This is a genomic window from Ruegeria sp. SATB027, from assembly GCF_059613825.1.
Window position 1 is genome coordinate 354021 of the sequence record NZ_JBXWTH010000028.1, and the last position, 23168, is coordinate 377188.

A 23168-nucleotide genomic window follows, 5' to 3' on the forward strand; every position below is an offset into this window, starting at 1 on the left:
GCGCTTGTCCCGCGCGGTTTGGTCTATGCGTCGAGCGCACGACAATCCTGTGCCAGCCAGCCGATCTCAATCTCTTGACCCGGGGTCAGGCGTACGGCGTCAGGCGCATTTCGAGTTTTGGCGATGAATTCGTTGTTTCCGGCAACGGACATGCGGAACCGGAATACGTCGCCCATGTAAATAAACTCTTCAACCCTTGCTTTCAAAGTATGCGCGTCAGCATGCAGTCGGTCTTTGTTGAACTCCACACGTTCAGGGCGGATCGAAACTTTGGTCCGGTCGCCTGCGCTGTGGACGTTGATCGGAACCGCGTCGATTTCCGAGCCATCATCCAGACGTACGACGCAAGTGTCGCCGTCAATTGATTTAACAACACCTTCCAACGTGTTGTTTTCACCGATGAATTGCGCGACGAAACTGTTTTCTGGCTCTTCGTAAAGCTGATCAGGCGGCGCCAGCTGTTGAATGCGGCCGTCATCAAATACAGCCACCCGATCTGACATGGTCAGCGCTTCGGTCTGGTCGTGGGTCACGTAGACTGTTGTGATCCCAAGCTCATGGGCCAGACGCGTGATTTCGAACTGCATATGTTCACGCAGCTGCTTGTCCAATGCCCCCAATGGCTCGTCCATCAAGACCAGTTCGGGTTCGAATACCAAGGCACGAGCCAGAGCTATCCGCTGTTGTTGCCCGCCCGACAGCTGAGCAGGACGTCGGCCACCAAAGGCGCCCATCTGAACCATATCCAGTGCGCGCTTGACCTTTTCATCCCGCTCCGACTTGCCCAGTTTACGGACTTCCAGTGGAAACGACAGGTTTTCGGCCACCGTCATATGCGGGAACAACGCGTAGTTCTGAAAAACCATGCCAATACCGCGCTTGTGCGGTGGGATATTGTTGATGGGCTTTCCGCCCAGGAGGATTTCACCGTGCGTGGCGGTTTCAAATCCGGCGAGCATCATAAGGCAAGTCGTCTTGCCCGAGCCTGACGGCCCAAGCATTGTCAGAAACTCACCTTTGGGCATTGCAAGGTTTAAGTCTTTTACGACGAGGTTCTCGCCGTCATAAGACTTCTGTACGCGTTGGAATTCGACAAACGCGGCGTCGTTCATTGTATCGGCCACAAGACCCCCTGTTACGTCAAATGATTATCCGTCTTCTGCGGATTTCATTGATCTGTAACCGTTAGTTAAGACCAAGCGATGTTCACATTGCAACAGTGAATCCTGATTTTGTTACACAATATCGGGATTTAACAGCTCACCCGGCTTCGTTCAGAGCACGCATATGCCACGCAAGACTTTGATTACTGGACAGAACCGGCTTGCCGATACGCGCTCGAATCTCGGGAATAGCCTGTTGCGTGCGAAGGTTTGTGCAACTTAGAAAAACCGCATCAACCGACGGGTCCGAGCCCAGTTTCGTGGCAGCGTCGATGACGGATTGCACCGAAATCCGAACAACTTTGGCTTCTTCTGATTCCCCGAATGTCCCAAAAACATCCATCTCCACTCCGCCTTGGGCAAAGGCCCGGCGCAGGGGAAGGTTTACCTCTTCAATATAGGGCGACAGCAGCGCGAATTTCGAAACGCCCAAGTGTCGCGCACAGGCCGTTGCCGCACGCAAAGGGTTTGTAACCTCGGCGGTCTGGCATGTTTGTTTGACAAGTTCTGCTACGCGGTCGGACCCGATAACCGAGCTTGCAGACGTGCACCCGTACCCGACAACGCGATAAGGTCGCGCGCTGGGCAGCAATCCGGCGGCGGCCGGCAGCGCCTTCTCCATTTCCGCAAGGCTTTCCGTCGTCACCTCGATCCCGCTGGGAATTCGCGTCACATAGATTGGATACTTGCGGTCCGAAAAATACGAGCTGAATTCGGGCTCCAACGTTTCATCTGTCTGCAACACGATCAGACCAAGCGGGGTGGCCTTGGGATCGTCTTCATCAAGAGCGTAATGGATCCGGGTCATATCTCGATCACCTCTGACCCTATGCGTGGGCTTAGAAAACGTGGGGTGCCTTCGGTGATGACAATGTTTTCTTCATGGACAAGTATTTTTGTACCAACGGCGATGCCCGGCTCCAACGTCAAAACCATGCCGGGTTCCAGCACGGTCTGGTCTGCCGGGATAAGGGACGGCCACTCTGTCAGTGACATCCCCAACCCATGACCCAACCGCCCCGCATCTGTGCCTTCGGCCTCTTTGGTCAGAACCGTGTTCATGGCATGAAACAAATCCGAGGCAGTGGCACCGGGCCGTGCGATCTCGAGCGCGGCATCCGAGGCTTCTACCAGTCTGGCGTGCGCTGATCTCACCTCGGGCCGGGCTGGGCCGACGGACCAATTGCGATCAAAATCACAGAAGTAGCCATCCCAAACCAGACCTGTATCCAGCATAAGAACGTCGCCAGGTTCCAACGGCGCCGAAGTTGCAGGCGATATTACATCACTGTAGCCGCCCTGCTGTGCCCCGCCTGCAAGATACGGCACCCAATCGGCCTCTTCCTCAAGGCAGAGCATCTGGAACCGGCGAAAAACCGTGTCCAAAGGCACTCCTGCGCGGGCAACCTCGGGCACGCGGGCGAACGCGCGTCCAGCGATATCGCAGGCTGTTTGGATCTTCGCAATTTCAGCCTCGGATTTGATCATGCGCAACCGGCGCAGGATACTCTGATCACCGGTAATGCGACGCGAACCGAGAGCGCCGCGCAAGCGTTCAATGTCCGCCATGGGCATCCGCACGTGTGTCTCATGACCATCCGGCACCCCGATATTGCCCGAAACGGGCGTCAGTTCGGCCAGGACGTCGGCCAGAAGCGAGATACCGTCGTCCTGCAAGTCGGGCGCGCTCCAGGTTCGGATGTCATCGATCCAGGTCTGCCCCATGAGCGCGGCCCCGATCGAAGGGATCACGGCCACCGGTTTGCCCGCGGCAGGCACGACCAGAAACCATGGCCGGGTTGGGCTTTCCCAAAATCGGGTCAGATAGCCGGTAAAGTAGCGCACATCAGTTTCTGTCGTCAGCAGCAGCGCCGATAAATCCGCGGCTCGCATCAGCTCCTGCGCGCGTTTGGTGCGCGCCTCGAATTCTGCCTGATCGAACCCCCTCATTCCGCGATCTCCGACAGAAAGCACAAAACGCGTGAGTGTTCGTCGATCCCTATGGCTTTCCGTGCGGTTTCGTTCATCACCGCCGCAAGGCCTGCCCCGCCGGACGCCGTGGTGGCCAGCCCGGCCTTTGCCATCGCGTCAAGCTTTGCCGCCACATCGTCGTCTGACAGGGTCAGGAACAGGTCTGCGTCGCGAGCCAATCCGTTTAACGCGATCAACGATGGTTCCTTGCAGTCCAGACGCCCCATAATGCTGTCAGGGCCATCCGCAAAAACACATTTTCCGGCGGCTATACTGGCCTGCAACGCGGGTGCCGCTTCGGGTTCAACCACAACGATCTTCGGTGCGTCGCCCCAGATGTTTCGTGCATAGGCAGCAACGGCACCGGCCAGCCCGCCCACGCCTGCCTGCAACAGAATATATGTCGGAACCTCGGGACACTGCCTGACAGCCTCTGCCGCCATTTGCAGATAGCCTTCCATAAGCGTCCATGGCAGGTCATAATATCCTTCCCACGAACTGTCCGATAGCAATATCCAACCGTTTTCGTCGGCAGCCATTCTCGCGGCCTCCATGCTGGCGGCATAGTCAGCACCACTTCGAACAACTTCGGCTTTTTGGCCTTTCAGACGTTCCGCAAAGGTTTCGGGCACAGTTTCAGCAATGTAAACAACAGCTTTCGCACCGAAAATTCTGGCACCCGCCGCTACACTCATGCCGTGGTTCCCGGCGCTGGCGGTCACATAGGTTGCGCCTGCCAGAGTTTGTTCACCCGGCTCACCTGTCCTCTCGGCCGCATGACGCGCAATTACATAGGCCGCCCCTAAAGCTTTGAACGAACCAAGGTTCATCCGCGCCCGCTCATCCTTCACCCAAAGCTGGGCTACAGGGGCCAGTTTCCCAACATCCACCAACGGCGTTTCTTTCGCGACAGGGCACTGAGAAAGCAAATCTGCAACACGGGCAGCATTTGTAGAAGGATACGGCGCAGACGGTGCAAGCTTTTGGCCCGCCCGATGTGGATTGGTGATGACCTGCATACTTCTCCCCTGAGTTTAGGCCCGTTGACGTGATCCCATCGGTGGAACACTGTCAACCAACGTCTGACGTCAATCAGGGACGTTGACGGCATTCGAGGCCTGTTCTGCAACCAACGCCAACAGCCAGTCGTGAAACAACCGGGCAGCCGGATTGGCAGCGTTGGACGAAAGGTAGTACCCTTCGTTGCTGTCCACCGAACATTCATGCACGCGTACGACCAGACCCGCGGCAATCGCATGGGTCGTCAGTAATTCGCTGACCAAGGCGACACCGCTACCATGAACGGCCAGTTGCAGGGCCATCCCAAATGTATCGACAAAAACACCGGGTTGGCGGCGCAGGCCCTGTTTTTCAAACCATGTGCCCCACCCACTTGATGTCCCGACAGCCTCGATCAGCGGCAGGTCAAACACGTCTCCTGCGACTGCCGGGGATTTCACAGCAACCAGCCGGTCAGGTATCAGTCGGACAGCGCCATGCCCTACCTGTTTCTTTGACCCGAACCGAACCTGAACATCAGCGTGAGACGCGTGGAAATCATCGGGCCAGATCGCACTGAGAAGCCGAACGCGAACTTCAGGATGGCGTCTGGTAAAATCTGACAGGTATGGGGCAATAACCCATTGGGCGATGCTAACAGACGTGGCGACAGTCAAGATGTCTCCGGAGGCACTGGCGTCCACGCGCCCGGCAGCCGCGGCAAGTGCTTCAAGCGCGCTGCCAACCTCGGGCAATAGTTTACGCCCCGCATCCGTCAGCGCCAAGCTTCTGGGGTGCCTCACAAAAAGAGCTGTCCCCAAACGCATTTCGAGCGATTTCACCTGCTGACTGACCGCCGATTGCGTCAAGCCAATCTCTTCGGCAGCCGCCGTAAAGCTAAGCGTTCGTGCAGCTGCCTCGAAGGATCGGAACCAGGTCAGTGGTGGAAGAGATTTACCCATTTGGTCAAGCTGTCCATTAGTCTTTTTAATGGCAAAGCACATAATTCAATCATTTGTCAAAAACCCTGTCCGTTTTTAACGTTTGCGAGCGCGACAGGAGAGCTTTGATGCAACCGGAAATACGTAAGATTGTCACCTACGATGAGGAGGTCCTTGTCGAGGGCTTCCGAGCCGCCAAAACCCCATGGCGCATGTTTGCCGTGGCCGCAGTGGTTCACAACCCCTGGGCAGGACGGTTTGTGGAAGACCTTAAACCCGAGATACAAGCCTATGGCCCTGTTCTGGGTGAGATGATGACGAAACGCATGATCAAACTGGCCGGGAGTGGAGAGGCAATCGAAGCCTATGGCAAAGCCGCTGTGGTCGGGCTGAATGGTGAGGTCGAGCACGCTTCGGGCCTTATTCACACCTTGCGATTTGGTAATCACTACCGAGAGGCCGTCGGCGCGAAATCCTATCTGGCGTTCACCAACACACGTAGCCCGGCAAACGCACCTATCATGGTGCCGTTGATGGATAAAAACGACGCTGGGCGGAGGTCGCACTACCTGACAATTCAGTTCTCGATTTCTGACGCACCGCGCGATGACGAAGTTGTGGTCGTATTGGGCGCAGCAACCTCGGGCAGACCGCACCACCGTATCGGTGACCGCTATCAGGATCTTAAGGATTTGGGCCATGACCTGGACAACCCGGCCGCGGTCTGAGATCGGCGGGCTGGCGGCCATCCAGACCGGTTCGGGTCAGAATATCCTTCTGTTGCATGGTGTTGGCTTGCGGGCTGAAGCCTGGGGCGCACAATTGGACGGGCTGGCTTCTGAAGGTTGCATAACCGCTCCGGACATGCCCGGTCACGGAGACAGCCCATCGGCCGACCTGAGCAAGGAGCTTTCGGCCTACACCGAACCGGCACGGGGTGCTCTGGACTGCCTGACTGGTCCGGTCGTTTTAGTGGGCCACTCGATGGGGGCCATGATCGCGCTTGATCTTGCCGCCAAAGCGTCAGACCGGGTTTGTGGGGTCGTCGCATTGAACACGGTTTTTGAGAGAGACGCGAATGCGGCACAGGCCGTGCGCGACCGTGCGGCGCAGCTGGATGGCAAAACGATCGCTGATCCCACCAGCACATTGCATCGATGGTTCGGAGACGTCGCCTCGGCCGAGCGCGATGCCTGCCGTAGATGGCTGACGGCGATGGACCCGGCTGCGTATAAAACGGCCTATTCCGTCTTCGCCCACAGTCAGAGCCCTCAGCGCGACGCGTTGGAGAAACTAAGCTGCCCGGCGCTTTTTCTAACCGGCAGCCTTGAGCCCAATTCGACCCCGGAGATGTCACACGCCATGGCGGACGCCGCGATGAACGGACGCGCGCAAATCATTGAAGGGGCTGCACATATGATGCCAATGACCCACGCACCTCAGGTCAACGCCGCCATTTCCAGCTTTCTGAGTGAGCTGCGCCAATGACCGCGCTTGATCCTCGTGACCTTCGTCGTGCCTTTGGACGGTTCATGACCGGTGTGACGGTTGTGACGACGCGCGATGACGCAGGCAATCCACTCGGCTTTACGGCCAATTCCTTCACTTCGGTTTCTCTCGACCCGCCGCTGCTTTTGGTTTGTCCGGGAAAAAACCTGTCTTCTTATCACGAATTCGCAACCTGCGCCCGTTTCGCGGTGAACATTCTGGCCGAGGGGCAGGAAGATGTATCCAATACGTTTGCCGGGTTCAAAGGTGATCGATTTGCCAAAGTCGATCACTGCTTTGGCACGCACGACGTCCCTTTGATCAGAGGGGCAGTCGCAACGTTTTCCTGCCGCACTCATCAGGTTGTCGAAGCCGGGGACCATTGCGTTTTGATCGGCCAGGTCGAAACGTATTCTCAGGACGATGCCCCCGGGCTTGGCTATGCGAACGGGCAGTATTTCAGCCTCGGGCTGGAGCGTGGCGCGCTGGAGCCATCCGGGCGAAACGTGGTCTGCGGCGCAATCATCGAACAGGACGGGCACGTCTTGTTGGAGAAAACAGAAGCCGGTTTCCGTCCGCCGCAAGTCACGCTGTCAGATCGGCAAGATTTGCGAAACAGCCTTGTGCAAAACCTGACGGCTAAAGGTGTCGATGCGCGCCTTGGGGTTGCGTATTCCGTCTATGACGATGCCAACACGCATCATGTTTACATTCTTGCGTCTGCGCCGTCCCTGCCCCGGCATGGCACGCTTCAGGCGATCGCAATCAAAGAACTGGCGACCCTGCCATACGCGTCAGCACCCATCGCCACAATGATGGCTCGTTTTGCGCTGGAAAGCCGAACCCGCAATTTCTCGCTTTATCTGGGTGACGCCCAGCGGGGCGATGTGCACAGCCTGTCGGAAAGGACCTGAAGAATGGAGTTTTCCCTTTTTGCCCATATGGAACGGCTGGGCCCCGAAGAGCCGCATGAGAAATTGTATGAAGAGTTCATCGAGCTGTGCAAGATGGCTGATCAGGCAGGGATGCGTGCGGTCTGGACTGGCGAACATCACGGGATGGATTTCACCATCGCACCCAACCCGCTGATGTCGCTGGTGGATATCGCGCATCATACCAAAAACGTGCGCCTTGGCACCGGCACTGTGATCGCGCCGTTCTGGCATCCGATCAAACTGGCGGGCGAAGCAGCCGCAGCGGATATCATGACCGGAGGCCGGATCGAGCTGGGCATAGCGCGCGGTGCCTACTCTTATGAATACGAGCGGCTTATGCCCGGTCTGGACGCATGGGCCGCCGGTCAGCGAATGCGAGAGATCGCTCCTCTGCTGCCCAAATTATGGGAAGGCGACTGCGCGCATGACGGAGAGTTCTTTCAGTTTCCCGCCACCAGTTCGGCCCCAAAGCCAATGCAACCCGGCGGGCCGCCCATCTGGATTGCCGCGCGGGATCCGAACAGCCACGAGTTCGGCGTTCAGAACGGGTTCAACATTCAGGTCACCCCGCTGTGGCAAGGTATCGAAGAAATTGAGACACTGATGACTCGGTTTGAGACCGCCTGCGCCAATCACGGCGGAGCGCGCCCCAAGATCATGCTGCTTCACCACACCTATGTCGGGCGCGATGACACTGAACTGGATCAGGCTGCGCGGGATTTGTCCCGGTTTTACAACTATTTCGGCGCGTGGTTCCAAAACAAGCGACCAGTCCGACAGGGATTGATTCAGGCGCTAACCGAAGAAGAAATGGCAGCCAACGCAATGATGGCACCCGAAAACCTTGCACGCGATCTGACAATCGGCACGGCGGACGGGGTAACAGAACGTCTGAAACGCTATGAAGACCTTGGATATGATGAATACTCGTTTTGGATCGACAGCGGCATGAGCTTCGAACGCAAACGCGCATCACTTGCCCGTTTCATCGACGATGTAATGCCAAAGTTTCAGTGAGGGGCCGCAATGCACCAGAAGCCACATTACCAGCTATTTATCGACGGCGCTTGGACCGAAGGCGCACGTGGGCAAGTGATGGCCTCGTTGAACCCGGCAACGGGCGAGGAATGGGCCAGTTTCGCCTGTGCCGCAGCCGAAGACGTAGAGCGCGCCGTTTCCGCAGCGCGCCGGTCACTTGATGATCCGGCGTGGCGGGACATGACGCAAACTGCACGTGGCAAACTGTTGTTCCGGCTTGCAGAACTGATCGAACAGAACGCAGGACGCCTTGGCGAGATCGAGACGAAGGACAGTGGTAAGCTACTGGCGGAAACCGCGACCCAAACGGCATATGTCGGCGACTACTACCGCTACTATGCGGGGTTGGCGGACAAAATCGAAGGCGCGGTCCTGCCGATCGACAAACCGGACATGCATGTCTTTACGCGGCGCGAGCCCATTGGCGTGGTGGTCGCAATTGTCCCCTGGAACGCGCAGATGTTTCTCACGGCTACCAAGCTTGGGCCAGCTCTGGCCGCGGGGTGCTCGGTTGTGCTGAAGGCATCAGAGATTGCGCCCGCCCCAATGCTGGAGTTCGCCCGCTTGATCGACAAAGCGGGATTCCCACCCGGCGTCGTTTCCGTCATTACCGGGGACGCAGAAAACTGTGCGATCCCTCTCACCCGACATCCTGACGTAGACCGGATCGCATTCACTGGCGGCCCGGAAACGGCGCGTCAAGTGGTGCGCAACTCGGCTGAGAACTTTGCCGTAACCACGTTGGAATTGGGTGGAAAATCCCCAATCATAGTATTCGATGATGCCAATCTGGATGGTGCGGCCAACGGACTGATCGCGGGCAATTTCGGCGCTTCGGGTCAAAGCTGCGTCGCAGGATCGCGCGGGTTGATCCATCGTCCCCTTATGGAATCTCTTATCGCCAAGATCGAAGAAAAGATGACGGGCATAGTCATCGGCGATCCATTGGAACCTGAAACCCATATTGGCCCGCTGTGCACCAATGCCCAGATTGTCAGAATTCAGGCGACACTGGCCAAGGCCAGGGAACAGGGTGCCCGTATTCGTTTCGGGGGCGCGCCACTGGATCGGTCAGGTCATTTCATGGCGCCAACGCTGGTGGAATGCGCCAGTGCCGAGACAGAGACCCTGAAAGTGGAAATGTTCGGTCCCGTCATGTCATTGCTGCCCTTCGACACCGAGGAAGAGGCAATCGCACTGGCCAATGACACACCGTTCGGGCTTGGCTCGGGTATCTTCACCGAAAATGTCGCCCGTGCTCACCGTGTTTCATCCCGCCTGAAATCGGGCATCTGCTGGATCAACACCTACCGCGCGGTCTCACCCATCGCGCCCTTTGGCGGCTTCAATCAATCCGGTTATGGCAGGGAAGCGGGAATAGAGGCCATTCACGATTACACGCGGACCAAGACCGTTTGGCTGAATACATCGGACAAACCGATGTCGAACCCCTTTGTCATGCGCTGAGGTGATCTGCACCACGATCAGCATAACTCAAGGGGCGCTTATCTGAATGCGGCGGCTCCTGTTACTCTGCCGCCGTTCTCACCCTCTCCGGCGCGGTCAACCGCTGCCAAGCGTCGTACTGGGCCAGAAAGATTTGCCCGTTGAGGTCGTCGAGGAAATGCGATTGTTTCAAGCGGTCCATGACGGGGCCTTTGACCTCGGACAGGTGCAGACCAACGCCCATGTCACGCAGGCGGTGGTTGATGGCCTCAAGGCTTTCGAGGGCCGAAAAGTCGACCTCGTTCACCGCCGAGAACATCAAAACCACGTTGCGGATTTCGCATCCCTCGGTCACACGCGCCTGGATCAGGTCTTCGAGGAAACGGGCGTTCACGAAATACAGGCTTTCATCCACCCGCAGCGTCACCAGAGACGGCTCGGTGGCGACCTTGTGGCGATTGATGTTGCGGAAGTGTTGCGTACCCGGCACAAGCCCGACCTCTGCCACATGTGGGCGCGAGGTTTTGTAGAGATGCAGAAGGATCGAAATTGCCACGCCGCTGGCCACGCCGGTTTCGACCCCGGCCAGCAAAGTCAGAACGATGGTGGCGGCTACGGCGGTAAAATCGGCGCGCGAAAATCCCCATGTCTTTTTCAGGATCGACAGGTCCACGAGGCTCAGCACCGCAACAATGATCGTCGCGGCCAGCGTGGCCTTGGGCAAAAAGTACACCAGAGGTGTCAGGAACAGTGCAGCAATCGCCAAACCACCAGCGGTGTAAATGCCTGCCGCTGGAGTTTCCGCCCCCGCATCGAAGTTCACCACCGAGCGTGAGAACCCGCCGGTGACCGGAAAGCCGCCGGTAAACGCCGCGCCCAGGTTTGCTGCACCCAGACCGATCAACTCCTGATCGGGGTCCACGCGCTGGCGTTTCTTGGCAGCCAGCGTCTGCGCAACCGAGATGCTTTCGACAAAACCGATGATCGAGATCAGGATCGCTGGCACCAGCAATGCACCGATGAGGTCCGAGGACAGCCCCGGCAAAGTCAGCGGCGGAAGGTTCTGGGGCACGTCGCCAACAATCTTGACGCCCCGCACATCCAGCCCGAACCCCCAGACGACTACTGTGGTCACCACCACGGCAGCCACTGGTCCGGCCTTGGTCAGCACGTCAGCCAGCAGGGGCGGCACCCCCATGCGCCGCAACGCGGGCTTGAGGTTCTTGCGCACCCAGAACAGAAACGCAGTGGCCAGCACGCCGATGATTACCGTCAGCCAACTGATTTGCCCGAGGTTTTCGAAGATTGAGCTCAGCATCCCTGGCAGAGTATGCCCATGGGCGCTGACACCCAGAATGTGCTTTAACTGGCTGGTCGCGATCAGGATGCCCGATGCGGTAATGAAACCTGCGATGACAGGATGGCTAAGGAAATTGGCCAGAAAGCCCAGTCGGAAAACGCCCAACAGCACCAGAAACCCACCCGACAGGAAAGCCAGCGTCAGTGCCGCCACCATGTATCCGGCCGTGCCCTGCTCGGCCACCTGCCCCACAGCGCTGGCTGTCAGCAGTGACACTACCGCGACAGGCCCCACCGCCAACGCCCGACTGGTGCCAAAAACCGCATAAAGGATGATCGGCAATATCGAAGCATAGATCCCGGCCTCGGGCGGCAGCCCTGCCAGCAAGGCATAGGCCAAGGACTGTGGGATCAGCATGATCGTGACGATTACAGCCGCGATCAGATCATTCGACAGCGACGCACGGCTATACTGGCGACCCCAGTCAAGAATAGGAAGGAAACGTAAAAGGCTCTGCATGGGTTCACGTCCTGAGAAAGCGGCGGCCAGAGCGCGGGAGGCTCTGACCGCCATACCTTGGCCGGTCGCACTTTTGGTGAAGGCGGGACAGGCCAGAACTTACGCCGGTTCTTCCGGTGTCAGTTTCGAGAGGAGTTAATCGGTCGCCACCTTCAATGGTTCGGGCTTGGCCAACCACTCTTTGCCCTTCAACATCGCAGACCAGTAGATCGGCGGCAGCAGCTTCTCCTTCAACAGCCACGCCAACCGGCTGGGTTTGGTTCCGTCGATCAGGAATTTCGGGAAACTGGGCGTCATCACCCCACCATAGGCGAACTCGGCCAGAACGATCTTGCCGCGCTCGACCGTCAACGGGCACGAGCCATAGCCGTCATAGGCGGCAACCGGGCCGCGGCCCTGAATGTCTGCCACGATATTATCGGCCACGGTCGGTGCCTGTTTACGCGCCGCCGCTGCGGTTTTGGCGTTGGGCGCGTTCATCACGTCGCCCAGCGACCAGATATTGTCAAAGCTCTTGTGGCGCAGCGTCGCCTGATCAACATCGACCCAGCCCCCCGCATCCGCCAGCGGCGACACGCGAATAAAATCCGGCGCGACCTGTGGTGGGCAGACATGCATCATGTCAAACTCGACTGTGACCAACTCGGGCTCGGCATCCGGCATTGCAACCTTAAAGGTCGCTTTTTTCGCCGCCCCATCTACTGACACCAGATTGTGAAAGAAATTCAGTGAGGCGTCGTATTTTGTGACGTATTCCATCAGCGCCGGGACATAGTCCTTGACCCCGAACAGCACGCCGCCCGCGTTCATGAACTGGATGTCGATATCCTTCAGAACGCCGCGCCGGAACCACGCATCGCCCGACAGATATAGCGCTTTCTGTGGCGCGCCCGCGCATTTGATTGGCATCGGCGGCTGCGTGAACAGCGCCCGGCCTTCCTTAAGCCCTTCGACAAGCTGCCAGGTGTAGGGCGCCAGATCATAGCGGTAGTTCGAGGTCACCCCGTTACGGCCCAAGGTTTCTTCCAGCCCTTCGACCGCGCCCCAATCCAGCTTGAGCCCCGGAGACACGACAAGACGGTCGTATTTCACCACACGACAGCCATCCAGAATGACGGCGTTGTTTTGCGGCTCGAAGGCCGCAACTGCCGCCTTGATCCACTTAACACCGCGCGGAATCAGGGATCCCATCGTCTTGGCGGTCTGTTCTGCCGAGAAGACGCCCCCGCCCACCAACGTCCAGCCGGGCTGATAATAATGCACGTCAGACGGATCAATGATGGCGATCGACAGGTCGGATTTGCGCGCGTGCAGGCTGGCCGCAGTGGCAATACCGCCAGCCCCACCGCCCACGATAACCACATCAAAAGATGCGTCGCCCGTGTCGGTCGGCGTTTTCCCACCATTGGCAATGCGGCGGGCAACGCCGCTCATGTCATAACCGGCGACCTTGGTGGCTGACAGGATCTCGGACACCGGACGCTTGTGCGCCGCCTCGTTCAGCGACCACAGAGTGGCCGAACGCGTGCCGGTCCGGCAATAGGCCAGAACCGGCCCCGGCAACTCGGTCAGCGCGCGGCCAAAGGCATCGGCGTCTTCGTCCCTGACGATCCCGGTTTGCACTGGAACATAGCGCACCTCGAGACCCAGTTTCTCCGCTGCTACTTCGATTTCCTCGAATGTCGGCTGATCGGCACCTTCGCCATCGGGGCGGTTACAAATGATGGCACGAAAGCCCGCGCCTTTTATCGCCTCGATGTCATTCGGCGTAACCTGCGGCGACACCGAAACTGAGCCTGATATCTTTCTGATGTCCATGGGTGCCTCTTGCGTTCAGAGCTTGTTGACTGGAACTTTGAGCATCTGGTTCCCATCCTGGTCCGTTGGAATGCCGCCCGCCCGGATGTTGACCTGAATAGAGGGTACGATCAGCGTTGGCATCGCCAGCGTCGCGTCGCGCTCGGACCGCATCTTGATAAACTCGTCCCTAGTCTTGCCACCACCCACATGAATGTTGTGGGCCTTCTCCTCGATCACCGTGGTTTCCCACTGGATGTCACGCCCGTTGGGACCATAATCGTGACACATGAACAGCCGGGTTTCGTCCGGCAGGCTGAGCACCTTGTGGATCGAGTCAAATAATGTCCCCGCGTCGCCACCGGGGAAATCGGCCCGCGCCGAGCCACCGTCAGGCATGAACAACGTGTCGCCCACAAAGGCTGCATCCCCGACAACATGCACCATGCAGGCGGGTGTGTGGCCCGGTGTATGCATGGTAAAGGCGGTCATGTTGCCGATCTTATAGGTCATGCCATCGACGAACAGGGCATCAAACTGGCTGCCATCCCGCTGAAATTCGGTGCCTTCATTGAAGATTTTGCCAAACACGTCTTGCACGATCTTGATGTTTTCACCGATGCCTATCTTACCGCCCAGCTTTTGCTGGATGTAAGGCGCGGCTGACAGGTGGTCGGCATGGGCGTGGGTCTCAATGATCCATTCCAGCTTGAGCCCCCTCTTTTCAACCTCGGCAATCAGCATGTCGGCATGGCCAAACGTAATGCGGCCAGCGGCATAATCGATGTCCATGACACTGTCGATAATCGCACAGGCATTCGAGGTCGGGTCTGCAACGATATAACTGATTGTCGCGGTCGCCTCGTCGTAAAAACCCTGGACATCGGGCTTCACGCTCAGATCCACCGGGTAGCTGTCAATCGGCGTCGCTATCGCGTCGGCCATCTTTTGGTTGTGTCTCTCGATAGACTTCTGATCATTCATGATCTTGCCTCCTAACTGGCGCGGATCCGTTACCCGTTTCCGCCGCGTGTCATCATCATTTCGTGGACGGCGTCCATGCCGCGATCCGCCATCGCGCTCACTTCGGCCGCATGGATATGCATGGCTTTGGCTATTTCCGGATCGTCGGATGCTTGCATCACTACGATCCCTTCGGATGTCACTTCGATGTCCGAGGTGATCTTGTCGCCATGGTCAAAAAATATGTCGAGGGTCGGACTCTGAATAATGATCATTGGATCATCCTTGCGGCCCACCCGATCGATCATCCCGGCAACATGGGAGACCAGAGCATCCATGACATCCGGGTCGGAAGATCGTGTGACAGTGCGAATACCGTTGGGAAGGTTTTCAACCTCGCGTGTGATCGTATCGAAATTGCGGAACATTACAGCCAGCTCGGCGCTTTCCTCGGGCGTCGCGTTCTCGCCCCGCAGCCCCGGCATGTTGACCTCGTCGTGGCCTTGCCCATCTGCACCGTGACGATGCTCTGCCCGTTCACCGGCCATGCCCTGGCGATGCCCGTGCCCGGACATCATAAAGATGTAACTGCCAGCCGCGCCGACCAAAGCAGCAAAAAGCAACGCAATGGCGATGCCGCCGAACGTCCGGGCGTGTTTGCGCTCATTCATCTTCGTCTCCTCCGTTTCTGCCAGCCCATATCCGGCCTTCGCGTGAGACCTGCAATCACCTTGGCGGCATGAAAAGTTGAGGAGTAAATATAACTTTGAAATCCTGACTTCAGTGACAAAGTCACGAAACCGGAAAATTTCCCGAAATGGTCAAGTGCTTTGCGCCAAGCGTTCCAATGCCGCCTTGTCGGTTATCGTAATGCGCCCCCGCGATTGGGTAATCATCTCGCGCTTTTGAAAGTCCTGCAAAATCCGCGAGACAACTTCACGCGCGGTGCCCAGTTCGCTGGCAAGTTGCTGATGCGTTGCCTGAATGTCTTCCCGTCCCCCGGCCAGAACCAGAAGACGTTCAGCCAGGCGAATATCCAGGTGCCCGAATGCCACGTCATCGACCACCCGCAACAGATCAATCAGCCGGCGCGAGTAGGCCTCGAATACAAACTCGCGAAATGCGTCTTCTTCCGAGACCAGACGATCGAAGGCATGTTTCGGCAAGGTCACCGCCGTTACGTCGGTTTCGGCAATTCCTTCAGCGTTATATGCTTCTTCTGCAAGCATGCAGGCCGTCGTCAGTACACAGCTTTCCCCCGCCTCGACCCGATAGAGCACGATCTCGCGGCCCGAATCCGAACTTTGAGAAACGCGAATTCGTCCGTCGTACAAGAACAATAGGCTGTCGGGAACGTTGTCAGGGCCGAATACCTGAGCGCCTTTTGGGCACCGCACGATACGGGCCGCTGTACGCAACCTTTCACGCACAGCTTTTGGAAGGCGACTTGTTCCGTGAAATCGCTCAGTCCAATCTAGGATTGTCATCTTGCGTTGCGCATAGGTGCCACGATGCCCTCCTCAATCGGCGCGATACGGTTTAACAACTCGTTTCTGTTTGAGGCAATGTCAGCCAGCGTCAGATCATCAAGCACAGCCATGAATGCCCCGGTCGCTTTTTGGATCGCTTGGGACAATTTACATATACCGATCAGAGGGCAGGTGTTTTTTTCAGGGTTAAAGCATTCGACCACATCCAGGGGCCCTTCGGTCAGTCGAATTACATCGCCGATTTTGATCTGTTCCGCGGGTTTAGCCAACCGGAAACCACCGCCTCTGCCGCGTGCTGTTTCCAGATACCCGGCCCGACCCAACTCGTGCACAATTTTTACGATATGCGGCCGGGCAAGGCCATGCACCCGCACGACATCGTCAACGCGAATGCGATCTGGGGCCTTGAGCGCAGCCAGCTGCAAAGATCGCAGTGCATAGTTGGAATAGGATGTCAGTTTCATGCGTGCCTCCGGCAAAAGCTCTAGGCGCAATATAACTTATTTGCGATTTCTGTGTGTTTTCATTGACCATGTGTTTTGCTGAAGGTGAAGCCCGGCCAACTTACCTGACCTGCGCAGCGACTGGGTCGCTGACTGGGACGCAACGAACGTCACGCCATCTTTGATCGGGAAGCTGTCGGCATCCGACCGGAACGGCAGTTCAATTCTCTGCAAAAAACGCTGAACAAAGACGGTATGAGTGGCGGTGCTGTCAGACGAATTCGAACCATTCTCAGTTTGCCGCAGAAACCACGAACCTATCCAGAACAAAGCTGACGCCACTCGGCGAGAGCGGCGGTGCGTGTCAACTTGAAGTTGTCTCGGCTGGCTAGCGATCTTTCCTGGTTGAAGTGGTTGTAGACGGACGCGTGGACGGCGGCGAACTTCTGCAAACTTTGCATGCGCCTGAAACGCTGCATCGCGCGTTCTCTTCGTCGGAAAGGCAGGTGCGAGTTCTCGACGCGGTTGTTGAGCCACCTACCCGTCCTTTGTTTTTCGGGAGAGCCAAGCTTTCTGAGAGCGGCCCGGTACGATGCGAAGCGACCCGTGGCGACGGTTTCCGCCTTACCATGTCGCTTCATCAATTTCTTGAGGAATTTCAGCGCCGCAGCTTTGTTTCTGCGTTTGGCAACAACGGCCTCCTGCACCTCGCCGTCATGATCCACAGCCCGCCAAAGGTAATGCCGCTTGCCATTCACCTTCACGAAAACTTCGTCTACGCGCCACTTCCATTTGCAGTATGCTCTCAATTGCTGAACACGCATTCTTCGAATTTCAGCAGCAAACACTGGGCCAAACCTGTTCCACCAATACCGGACAGTTTCGTGGCTCACGTCGATGCCTCGCTCGTGCAACATGTCTTCGACATTCCGAAGCGAGAGCGGGAAACGGATGTACAGCATCACTGCGAGGCGGATGATCTCGGGACTGGATTTGAAATACTTGAAAGAGGCAGGATTGGTCATGGGCAAAAGCTGCGCAACCGCCCTGCCCCGCTCAAGCAAAGTTCTTCTGATAAGGCCTTTGCCCTACTTTTGCATGGACGCAGACTTAATTCTTAAAAAAAATTCCGTTTCCAGAGAATTGTGCAAAAATTTTGGAGTATAGAAAAAGAGTCACGCAGATTTCTTGAGTATTGTGCTTATAGGCACCAGGGGATCGATGATATGAAGACCATTCTAATTACCGGCGCGTCGTCCGGTATCGGCGCGGCAACGGCCGGGTATTTTCAGGCCAGGGGATGGAACGTCGTTGCCACGATGCGGACCCCTGCCAGCGGCTTGGATCTTGCCAATTTGGAGAACGTCCACCTGGCGCGGCTGGACGTGACGGATGCCAAATCAATCGCGACGGCCGTGGCAGAGGGCATCGATCGCTTTGGACAGATCGACGTTTTGCTGAACAATGCAGGCTATGGGGCCTATGGCGCGCTCGAAGCCTTTACGATGGACCGCATCCGACGCCAGTTCGACACCAACGTTATCGGCTTGATAGAGGTGACCAAAGCGGTGCTTCCGCACTTTCGTCAAAACCGTTCCGGCACGGTGATCAATATCTCGTCCATCGGTGGGCAGATCACCTTCCCACTGGGCGCGCTTTATCACGGCACCAAGTTTGCGGTGGAAGGTCTGTCCGAAGCCCTGCACTACGAGTTGGAACCGTTGGGCATACGGGTGCGTATTGTTCAGCCTGGCATGATCCAGACGAATTTCGGCGGCAGCTCGTTCGATTTTGCGATGGATGAAAATCTGTCAGGCTACACGCCGATGGCCGAAGCCATGGGGCGCCTGTTCGGCAGACTCGCATCGAACCCTTCTGCGCCAGAGACGGTTGCTGAGGTGATTTGGGACGCGGCCAACGATAGCAGCGACCGTTTACGGTATCGCGCAGGACCTGATGCCGAGGCTTTGCTGGATGCCCGCAAACAACAGGACGATGCGGCGTTCATCGGGGGCATTAAACAAAAGATGGCGCCCTGAAACACGACGTGACCCGTCATCATGAGAGGAAAAAACATGTACCAAAAAGCAGTCGAAAAAGGCGGCCTGGCCGTTGTCACCGGGGCGGCAAGCGGCGTGGGTCTCGCTGCGGCCAAACGGTTCCTGCAGGCGGGTCTGGGTGTTGTGATGGTCGATCTTCCGGGAGAGGCGCTGGACAAGGCCGAGGCGGATTTGATCGAACTGGCGGATACGTCCCAGACGGTTCGGGCGATCCCCGCGGACGTGACCAACGCCGCAGCCATGACGGATCTCGCCGATCAGGTCTTTGAACTCGGAGAGGTGGCTGTTTTGATGAACAATGCCGGGATTGCGCTGCCGACCGGCAGTTGGGAAAACAGTGAGAACTGGCGGAAACTGATAGAGGTCAATCTGTTTGGCGTCATGAACGGAGTGCACGCCTTCCTGCCGCGGATGATCGCCGCAGCACGCCCTGCCGTGGTTATCAACACAGGCTCGAAACAGGGGATCACCACGCCACCCGGTAACGCCGCCTATAACACCAGCAAGGCCGCTGTGAAGGTCATGACCGAGATGCTGGCCCACGAGCTGCGCGAGGCGGGTGCCGAAATCAGCGTCCATTTGTTTGTGCCCGGCTTTACCTATACGGGCATGATCCAGAAGTTCATGCCCGAAAAGCCCGCGGCGGCATGGTCAAGCGTCGAGGCCATCGACTATCTGCTGAAGCGCATGTCGAACGGAGATTTCTACATTCTCTGCCCCGACAACGATGTCTCAGAAGCCCGCGACAGGAAACGCGTCGAATGGGCCCTGGGTGATATTGTCCATAACCGGCCCGCGCTGTCGCGCTGGCATCCTGACTATGCGGATGCCTTTGCCACCCACGAGGTCTCGGAATAGCCGCTCCAAAAGTGCGGCCGTAAATGGAGCCAACGAAACTGCTATCCAAATCACAGGGCTTACACCTCGTCGAAATACCTAGCAAACATTCGTACGAAGCACGGCATCTGAGACTTTGGGCTCAATGTCGTCGTTCTCGGCTTCGCAGCCTTAAATTGGCCATAGTCAAATCCGGCCTTCGCTCCGGCTCGAAGGATACCTTGGACAATGCGATCAAATGCTGTGTGTGCAGCCCGCATTTCTGCCATTCGCCGAGACTACAAGTGCTGTTCCACATCCATACTTTGATGCAGTATTCTGATGATCGCGATCAACTCGCCTCGAATTTGATAGTAAATCGCATGCCTGCCGATCGATGTCTTGAGATATCCCTCGCGGACTAAAGATGGTCTGCCCGCCTTCTTCCCCGCCGCGATATCTTCAAACGCGTCGATGATGTCGTTGGTATACATCTCGGCTTGTTCGCGTGACCATTCTTGCGCCGTGTAAATTCAAATCCCTTCGAGATCAGCTTCCGCCATCGGTGAAAGCAAATATTTTTGAGATATCAGGTGCTGTTCTTCTGGCGCATGCGTTCCTGAAACGCCTCGCGGTCAAAGGCACGTGGTTCACCCGAGTTTTCACCAGCGATCAATGCGTCCTTCAGCGCCTGGACTCTGGCTTCATGCTCCTCGAGAAGCCTTAGGTCTGCCCGTACGACATCGCTTGCCGAGCCGTAGCGTCCGTTGCTGACCTGAGTGTCGATGAAACCGGCAAAATGGTCCCCAAGGGACATCGGAGTGTTCTTTGCCATGTTTGCCTCCTAGATATCACATATACCAATATTCGGTATTTTTTTAATATCTCCGGATACGTGGTACAGTGGCACGTCATCGAACTGACGATGGGGAGGCATGCGGCGGATCGGAGGATCGGTCAAGCGCTGCGGCATAGCTTCACCAGACCAGACTTTCGCTGCAGTGGCAAAATTGAGCGTACGGCGAGCTGGTGGTCTGCGGATGTAGCTGGCACTCACCTCGAAGCAAATAAGCTACACGAACGCCTGATCATTGGAAAACCGCGGGAGTTGGAAATGAGAAAGCGCTAGATTTTCGATTTGGTCTCGGTATTTTTTTGGTAAGCGTTAGTCGCGAACGTAACACTCTTACCATTGCATCAGAAGATGATGAATTTTGCCGCAAGATAACGAAACGCAAGCGAGTTCTAACAAGGTTGCAAGACGTCTTGCAGCGATACTGGCTGCCGACGTTGCCGGATATAGTCGTCTTACCAGCACCGATGAAGAAGGCACTGCTAAAATGCTCTTAGAGCATCGATCAGTGACTGATGCGCTTATTGAGAACTTTGGTGGTCGGATTGCCAACACCGCAGGTGACAGCATTATTGCTGAATTTGCGAGCTCTGTCGAAGCGGTGCGATGTGCAATTGAAATTCAGGAAGCAATTCGGACACGCAACCTCTCGGTTCCGTCGTCTTCACAAGTTCAGTTTCGCATCGGGATAAATGTCGGAGACGTGATCCTTCAAGATGGTGACCTTCTAGGTGACAGCGTAAATGTGGCCGCTCGACTAGAAAGCCTCGCTGAACCTGGTGGGATCTGCTTGTCTGGCGAGGTACACGACCAGATACAAGGCAAGCTGTCCCTTGGATTCCGTGCTATGGGAACCAAGCGATTAAAGAACATTGATCGTCCGGTGCGCGCTTACAACGTTGAAGGCGTCCAAGATGTCAGTGTGCGTAAAGAAAACAAGCTGCGCATACTAGCCGCGGGAGGTGCCTTTTTCGCTGCCGCCTGCTTGGGTCTTCTGTATGTTCTTACTGCTCGTGACAGCACTACAACGCTTTCTGGTGGGTCGCCGCCGTGGACGTCTGAAAGCAACCTGGATGCACCTCCACTGCCTCAGATGTCTGACGTTGTTGCATCAGGCGAATGGAATGAACATTCCTATTATGCAATTTTGACATGGGGCAGTTCCTGGCAGTCAGCTGTTGCAGATGCCAAAGAGAGGGGTGGCTATTTAGCCTCCATTACATCCGAAGCTGAGAACAGTTTTGTTTTCGAACTCATTAAGAACGATGAGCGCTTGTGGGATATGCATCAGGATGGGCAAGCTTTTGGACCTTGGATCGGCACATATCAGGAGGAAGGTGCCATTGAGCCAGACGGTGGGTGGGCGCTGGTCAGCGGCGAACCGGTTACGTTTTCGAACTGGTCAGAAGGCCAGCCAAACAATCATGGCGGGAACTCGGACGTCGTTCGGTTCCACAATTACGTTCATCAGCCTTCACCGTATTGGGACGATGCAAACGGCGCCGGATCATCACGAGGGTATATTTTGGAAGTTGAGCGCGTGGATAGTACTAACTGATAAAAGGGGGCCCTTGACGTTGTAACTATCAGTACATTCCAATTCTGTGAATACGGGGAACCTGAAGAAGCAAAATGCAAATATTCTTTAGACATTGGGTCTTATCCGTTTTTGTAGTGTCGTCGATCATTGCGACGTCGGTAAGCGCGCAAAACGTGACGTTCCCAACGGACTTCTTTGCTGAACGCCTGCAAGGCTCTGCATGCTCGAAGTTTTTTTCTTCATCTCGCCTGAACAGTGACCTTAAGATGATTTCAGCACTAAGTTCGGCGAGCATGACGAGCACCAATTCTCTGAATGTCAACCACGATGCCTTCTCCAAAAGGTGGACAAAGCTCTTAGAGGTTTCATATGGCGCGGCGGCAAAAGGTGACGCCGCGGCCGGCAAAAAAATCTTGGGCACTCTGGTCAATCTTGGGCAAGCGAACGCCCTGCTGAATGCCCCATCATATAATAGCGCAAAGAAAGTGGAGTGCTGGAAAGGTGGCCGAAGCGACCAACCATGTCCACTGCATGTTGTGCAACACACTGGCTATACTGGCGTTGCAATGTTGTATTCGGCCATTGTGCTTGAGGAATACGCGACACCAGACCAGAAACGAATACTGGATACGTACTTTGACAAGATCTACAAGAAATTCCTTTCCCCACTGGCGTCAAACGGCGCGCAAAGTGACGGATTGTATGAATTTGGAGACTATGGTTTGGGCGTGCTTGCCTACGCTAGGTGGAAACGTGATGCATGGCTCGCCAAAAGCGAAATACGCAAGCGCCGCTCCTCTTTCATCAAAAAGATAGATGCCCAAGGCATGCTGAAAGAAAACTCATTTCGCGGCTACCGCGGCTATTGGTATCACACTCTGGGAGCAGAAAGCGCCTTTGGTTACGCCCTAGTTGCCAGGAGTTTCGGTACCGACTTTTTCAAGGACGCCAAACTTGGTCCAAGGTTTCAGAATCTTGCTAATCAAACGGTGATTGGTGGGCGGAGTTACTCTGATTTTCGCGAGCGCGCCCTGCAAAAATCTCCGAAAAATGCAATCAAGGACCCAAACGCAGAAATCCCCCACATGCATCAGTTCGCCGTTGGCTTACCGATAATCTTAAAACGGGAATATGGCTACAGTGTAACAACAACGTCAGCTTACAGATCAAAGGGCCGTCTCGAAACGATCAGCAAAATAACAGGTTTCAACGCTGATTGTTACTACTCCAGTTTACGCTGAATTCGGCAGCGTATCTGTTGCAGCGTGGCACACTGAGAAAATCTAACGTTCTGCTTAGGGCTCTCTCGGAACCTTCGCTGCGCCAGGCTTGAATGGCCGCCCTTCGAGATAGGGGCCTTTCACCTGGTCGCGCGTGAATTGGCGGTGAGCGGACAAACCGGACTT

23 protein-coding genes are annotated in these 23168 nt (G+C 56.4%); 9 read left to right on the forward strand and 14 right to left on the reverse strand.

Annotated elements, in window-relative coordinates; all coding sequences use genetic code 11:
- Positions 1 to 23: 23 nt before the first annotated feature.
- The 5 genes from AC2FPW_RS06945 to AC2FPW_RS06965 all read right to left on the reverse strand — a co-directional run bounded on the left by AC2FPW_RS06945 (position 24) and on the right by AC2FPW_RS06965 (position 5095).
- The gene (locus AC2FPW_RS06945; protein WP_480486135.1) at positions 24 to 1124 is read right to left on the reverse strand and encodes an ABC transporter ATP-binding protein; all 1101 of its coding nucleotides are present in this window, start codon (positions 1122 to 1124) and stop codon (positions 24 to 26) included.
- A 136-nt stretch (positions 1125 to 1260) separates the two neighbouring features.
- Positions 1261 to 1971, reverse strand: a complete 711-nt coding sequence (locus tag AC2FPW_RS06950) for a maleate cis-trans isomerase family protein (protein ID WP_480545704.1) — start codon at positions 1969 to 1971, stop codon at positions 1261 to 1263.
- Positions 1968 to 3113, reverse strand: coding sequence for a M24 family metallopeptidase (locus AC2FPW_RS06955; RefSeq protein WP_496812958.1), 1146 nt, complete (start codon positions 3111 to 3113; stop codon positions 1968 to 1970). Before AC2FPW_RS06955 ends, AC2FPW_RS06950 begins: the two co-directional genes overlap by 4 nt.
- Complete coding sequence (locus tag AC2FPW_RS06960; protein WP_496812959.1) at positions 3110 to 4153, reverse strand: pyridoxal-phosphate dependent enzyme; 1044 nt, start codon at positions 4151 to 4153, stop codon at positions 3110 to 3112. The genes AC2FPW_RS06955 and AC2FPW_RS06960 overlap by 4 nt, the downstream gene beginning before the upstream one ends.
- A gap of 69 nt (positions 4154 to 4222) precedes the next feature.
- A complete protein-coding gene (locus tag AC2FPW_RS06965) occupies positions 4223 to 5095 on the reverse strand; it encodes a LysR family transcriptional regulator (protein WP_496812960.1) in 873 nt (290 codons plus the stop codon).
- 107 nt (positions 5096 to 5202) lie between these two features.
- Here AC2FPW_RS06965 and AC2FPW_RS06970 point away from each other — a divergent pair, with 107 nt between their 5' ends.
- The 5 genes from AC2FPW_RS06970 to AC2FPW_RS06990 are packed head-to-tail and all read left to right on the forward strand — an operon-like array spanning position 5203 to position 10002.
- Positions 5203 to 5802, forward strand: coding sequence for an amino acid synthesis family protein (locus tag AC2FPW_RS06970; RefSeq protein ID WP_496812961.1), 600 nt, complete (start codon positions 5203 to 5205; stop codon positions 5800 to 5802).
- Entirely contained in the window at positions 5774 to 6562 is a 789-nt protein-coding gene (locus AC2FPW_RS06975; RefSeq protein ID WP_496812963.1) for an alpha/beta fold hydrolase, read from the forward strand. Before AC2FPW_RS06970 ends, AC2FPW_RS06975 begins: the two co-directional genes overlap by 29 nt.
- Positions 6559 to 7476: a flavin reductase family protein gene (locus AC2FPW_RS06980; protein WP_496812964.1), complete on the forward strand. Its 918-nt coding sequence runs from the start codon at positions 6559 to 6561 to the stop codon at positions 7474 to 7476. Before AC2FPW_RS06975 ends, AC2FPW_RS06980 begins: the two co-directional genes overlap by 4 nt.
- Positions 7477 to 7479: 3 nt before the next feature.
- The gene (locus AC2FPW_RS06985) at positions 7480 to 8514 is read left to right on the forward strand and encodes an LLM class flavin-dependent oxidoreductase (protein ID WP_496812966.1); all 1035 of its coding nucleotides are present in this window, start codon (positions 7480 to 7482) and stop codon (positions 8512 to 8514) included.
- A 9-nt stretch (positions 8515 to 8523) separates the two neighbouring features.
- Positions 8524 to 10002 carry an aldehyde dehydrogenase gene (locus AC2FPW_RS06990; RefSeq protein WP_496812968.1) on the forward strand — a complete coding sequence of 493 codons (1479 nt, stop codon included), beginning with the start codon at positions 8524 to 8526 and terminating at the stop codon, positions 10000 to 10002.
- Between the two features lie 61 nt (positions 10003 to 10063).
- Here the strand turns inward: AC2FPW_RS06990 and AC2FPW_RS06995 are convergent, their stop codons facing one another.
- From AC2FPW_RS06995 to AC2FPW_RS07025, 7 genes are all read right to left on the reverse strand, one after another.
- Entirely contained in the window at positions 10064 to 11800 is a 1737-nt protein-coding gene (locus tag AC2FPW_RS06995) for a SulP family inorganic anion transporter (RefSeq protein ID WP_496812970.1), read from the reverse strand.
- A 135-nt stretch (positions 11801 to 11935) separates the two neighbouring features.
- Positions 11936 to 13618, reverse strand: a complete 1683-nt coding sequence (locus AC2FPW_RS07000; RefSeq protein ID WP_480481728.1) for a bifunctional protein tyrosine phosphatase family protein/NAD(P)/FAD-dependent oxidoreductase — start codon at positions 13616 to 13618, stop codon at positions 11936 to 11938.
- A 15-nt stretch (positions 13619 to 13633) separates the two neighbouring features.
- The gene (locus AC2FPW_RS07005; RefSeq protein ID WP_480517726.1) at positions 13634 to 14518 is read right to left on the reverse strand and encodes an MBL fold metallo-hydrolase; all 885 of its coding nucleotides are present in this window, start codon (positions 14516 to 14518) and stop codon (positions 13634 to 13636) included.
- A 92-nt stretch (positions 14519 to 14610) separates the two neighbouring features.
- Complete coding sequence (locus tag AC2FPW_RS07010; protein WP_496812971.1) at positions 14611 to 15231, reverse strand: hypothetical protein; 621 nt, start codon at positions 15229 to 15231, stop codon at positions 14611 to 14613.
- 150 nt (positions 15232 to 15381) lie between these two features.
- The gene (locus tag AC2FPW_RS07015; RefSeq protein ID WP_480557426.1) at positions 15382 to 16047 is read right to left on the reverse strand and encodes a Crp/Fnr family transcriptional regulator; all 666 of its coding nucleotides are present in this window, start codon (positions 16045 to 16047) and stop codon (positions 15382 to 15384) included.
- The gene (locus AC2FPW_RS07020) at positions 16044 to 16514 is read right to left on the reverse strand and encodes an Rrf2 family transcriptional regulator (RefSeq protein ID WP_480476276.1); all 471 of its coding nucleotides are present in this window, start codon (positions 16512 to 16514) and stop codon (positions 16044 to 16046) included. The genes AC2FPW_RS07015 and AC2FPW_RS07020 overlap by 4 nt, the downstream gene beginning before the upstream one ends.
- Positions 16515 to 16810: 296 nt before the next feature.
- Entirely contained in the window at positions 16811 to 17518 is a 708-nt protein-coding gene (locus AC2FPW_RS07025; RefSeq protein ID WP_496812973.1) for an IS6 family transposase, read from the reverse strand.
- A 201-nt stretch (positions 17519 to 17719) separates the two neighbouring features.
- On the opposite strand from AC2FPW_RS07025, the gene AC2FPW_RS07030 reads away from it, so the two are divergent.
- Together AC2FPW_RS07030 and AC2FPW_RS07035 are read left to right on the forward strand one after the other, a co-directional pair.
- A complete protein-coding gene (locus tag AC2FPW_RS07030; protein WP_480505776.1) occupies positions 17720 to 18532 on the forward strand; it encodes an SDR family oxidoreductase in 813 nt (270 codons plus the stop codon).
- A 36-nt stretch (positions 18533 to 18568) separates the two neighbouring features.
- Positions 18569 to 19411: an SDR family NAD(P)-dependent oxidoreductase gene (locus tag AC2FPW_RS07035; RefSeq protein ID WP_496812974.1), complete on the forward strand. Its 843-nt coding sequence runs from the start codon at positions 18569 to 18571 to the stop codon at positions 19409 to 19411.
- Between the two features lie 257 nt (positions 19412 to 19668).
- Here AC2FPW_RS07035 and AC2FPW_RS07040 read toward each other — a convergent pair whose 3' ends face one another.
- A complete protein-coding gene (locus tag AC2FPW_RS07040) occupies positions 19669 to 19902 on the reverse strand; it encodes a type II toxin-antitoxin system RelE/ParE family toxin (protein ID WP_348540373.1) in 234 nt (77 codons plus the stop codon).
- A gap of 56 nt (positions 19903 to 19958) precedes the next feature.
- Entirely contained in the window at positions 19959 to 20204 is a 246-nt protein-coding gene (locus tag AC2FPW_RS07045; protein ID WP_496812975.1) for a type II toxin-antitoxin system ParD family antitoxin, read from the reverse strand.
- Between the two features lie 379 nt (positions 20205 to 20583).
- Between AC2FPW_RS07045 and AC2FPW_RS07050 the strand changes: the two genes are divergently transcribed.
- Both AC2FPW_RS07050 and AC2FPW_RS07055 read left to right on the forward strand, forming a co-directional pair.
- Positions 20584 to 21780, forward strand: a complete 1197-nt coding sequence (locus tag AC2FPW_RS07050) for an adenylate/guanylate cyclase domain-containing protein (RefSeq protein WP_496812977.1) — start codon at positions 20584 to 20586, stop codon at positions 21778 to 21780.
- Between the two features lie 74 nt (positions 21781 to 21854).
- Complete coding sequence (locus tag AC2FPW_RS07055) at positions 21855 to 23003, forward strand: hypothetical protein (protein ID WP_496812978.1); 1149 nt, start codon at positions 21855 to 21857, stop codon at positions 23001 to 23003.
- Positions 23004 to 23168: the final 165 nt, after the last annotated feature.

Bases quoted from the DNA above. Each gene is read 5' to 3' on its own strand.
- AC2FPW_RS06950 (WP_480545704.1), bottom strand. From the start codon at position 1,971: ATGACCCGGATCCATTACGCTCTTGATGAAGACGATCCCAAGGCCACC.
- AC2FPW_RS06955 (WP_496812958.1), bottom strand. From the start codon at position 3,113: ATGAGGGGGTTCGATCAGGCAGAATTCGAGGCGCGCACCAAACGCGCG.
- AC2FPW_RS06960 (WP_496812959.1), bottom strand. From the start codon at position 4,153: ATGCAGGTCATCACCAATCCACATCGGGCGGGCCAAAAGCTTGCACCG.
- AC2FPW_RS06965 (WP_496812960.1), bottom strand. From the start codon at position 5,095: ATGGGTAAATCTCTTCCACCACTGACCTGGTTCCGATCCTTCGAGGCA.
- AC2FPW_RS06970 (WP_496812961.1), top strand. From the start codon at position 5,203: ATGCAACCGGAAATACGTAAGATTGTCACCTACGATGAGGAGGTCCTT.
- AC2FPW_RS06975 (WP_496812963.1), top strand. From the start codon at position 5,774: ATGACCTGGACAACCCGGCCGCGGTCTGAGATCGGCGGGCTGGCGGCC.
- AC2FPW_RS06980 (WP_496812964.1), top strand. From the start codon at position 6,559: ATGACCGCGCTTGATCCTCGTGACCTTCGTCGTGCCTTTGGACGGTTC.
- AC2FPW_RS06985 (WP_496812966.1), top strand. From the start codon at position 7,480: ATGGAGTTTTCCCTTTTTGCCCATATGGAACGGCTGGGCCCCGAAGAG.
- AC2FPW_RS06990 (WP_496812968.1), top strand. From the start codon at position 8,524: ATGCACCAGAAGCCACATTACCAGCTATTTATCGACGGCGCTTGGACC.
- AC2FPW_RS06995 (WP_496812970.1), bottom strand. From the start codon at position 11,800: ATGCAGAGCCTTTTACGTTTCCTTCCTATTCTTGACTGGGGTCGCCAG.
- AC2FPW_RS07000 (WP_480481728.1), bottom strand. From the start codon at position 13,618: ATGGACATCAGAAAGATATCAGGCTCAGTTTCGGTGTCGCCGCAGGTT.
- AC2FPW_RS07010 (WP_496812971.1), bottom strand. From the start codon at position 15,231: ATGAATGAGCGCAAACACGCCCGGACGTTCGGCGGCATCGCCATTGCG.
- AC2FPW_RS07015 (WP_480557426.1), bottom strand. From the start codon at position 16,047: ATGACAATCCTAGATTGGACTGAGCGATTTCACGGAACAAGTCGCCTT.
- AC2FPW_RS07020 (WP_480476276.1), bottom strand. From the start codon at position 16,514: ATGAAACTGACATCCTATTCCAACTATGCACTGCGATCTTTGCAGCTG.
- AC2FPW_RS07025 (WP_496812973.1), bottom strand. From the start codon at position 17,518: ATGACCAATCCTGCCTCTTTCAAGTATTTCAAATCCAGTCCCGAGATC.
- AC2FPW_RS07030 (WP_480505776.1), top strand. From the start codon at position 17,720: ATGAAGACCATTCTAATTACCGGCGCGTCGTCCGGTATCGGCGCGGCA.
- AC2FPW_RS07035 (WP_496812974.1), top strand. From the start codon at position 18,569: ATGTACCAAAAAGCAGTCGAAAAAGGCGGCCTGGCCGTTGTCACCGGG.
- AC2FPW_RS07045 (WP_496812975.1), bottom strand. From the start codon at position 20,204: ATGGCAAAGAACACTCCGATGTCCCTTGGGGACCATTTTGCCGGTTTC.
- AC2FPW_RS07055 (WP_496812978.1), top strand. From the start codon at position 21,855: ATGCAAATATTCTTTAGACATTGGGTCTTATCCGTTTTTGTAGTGTCG.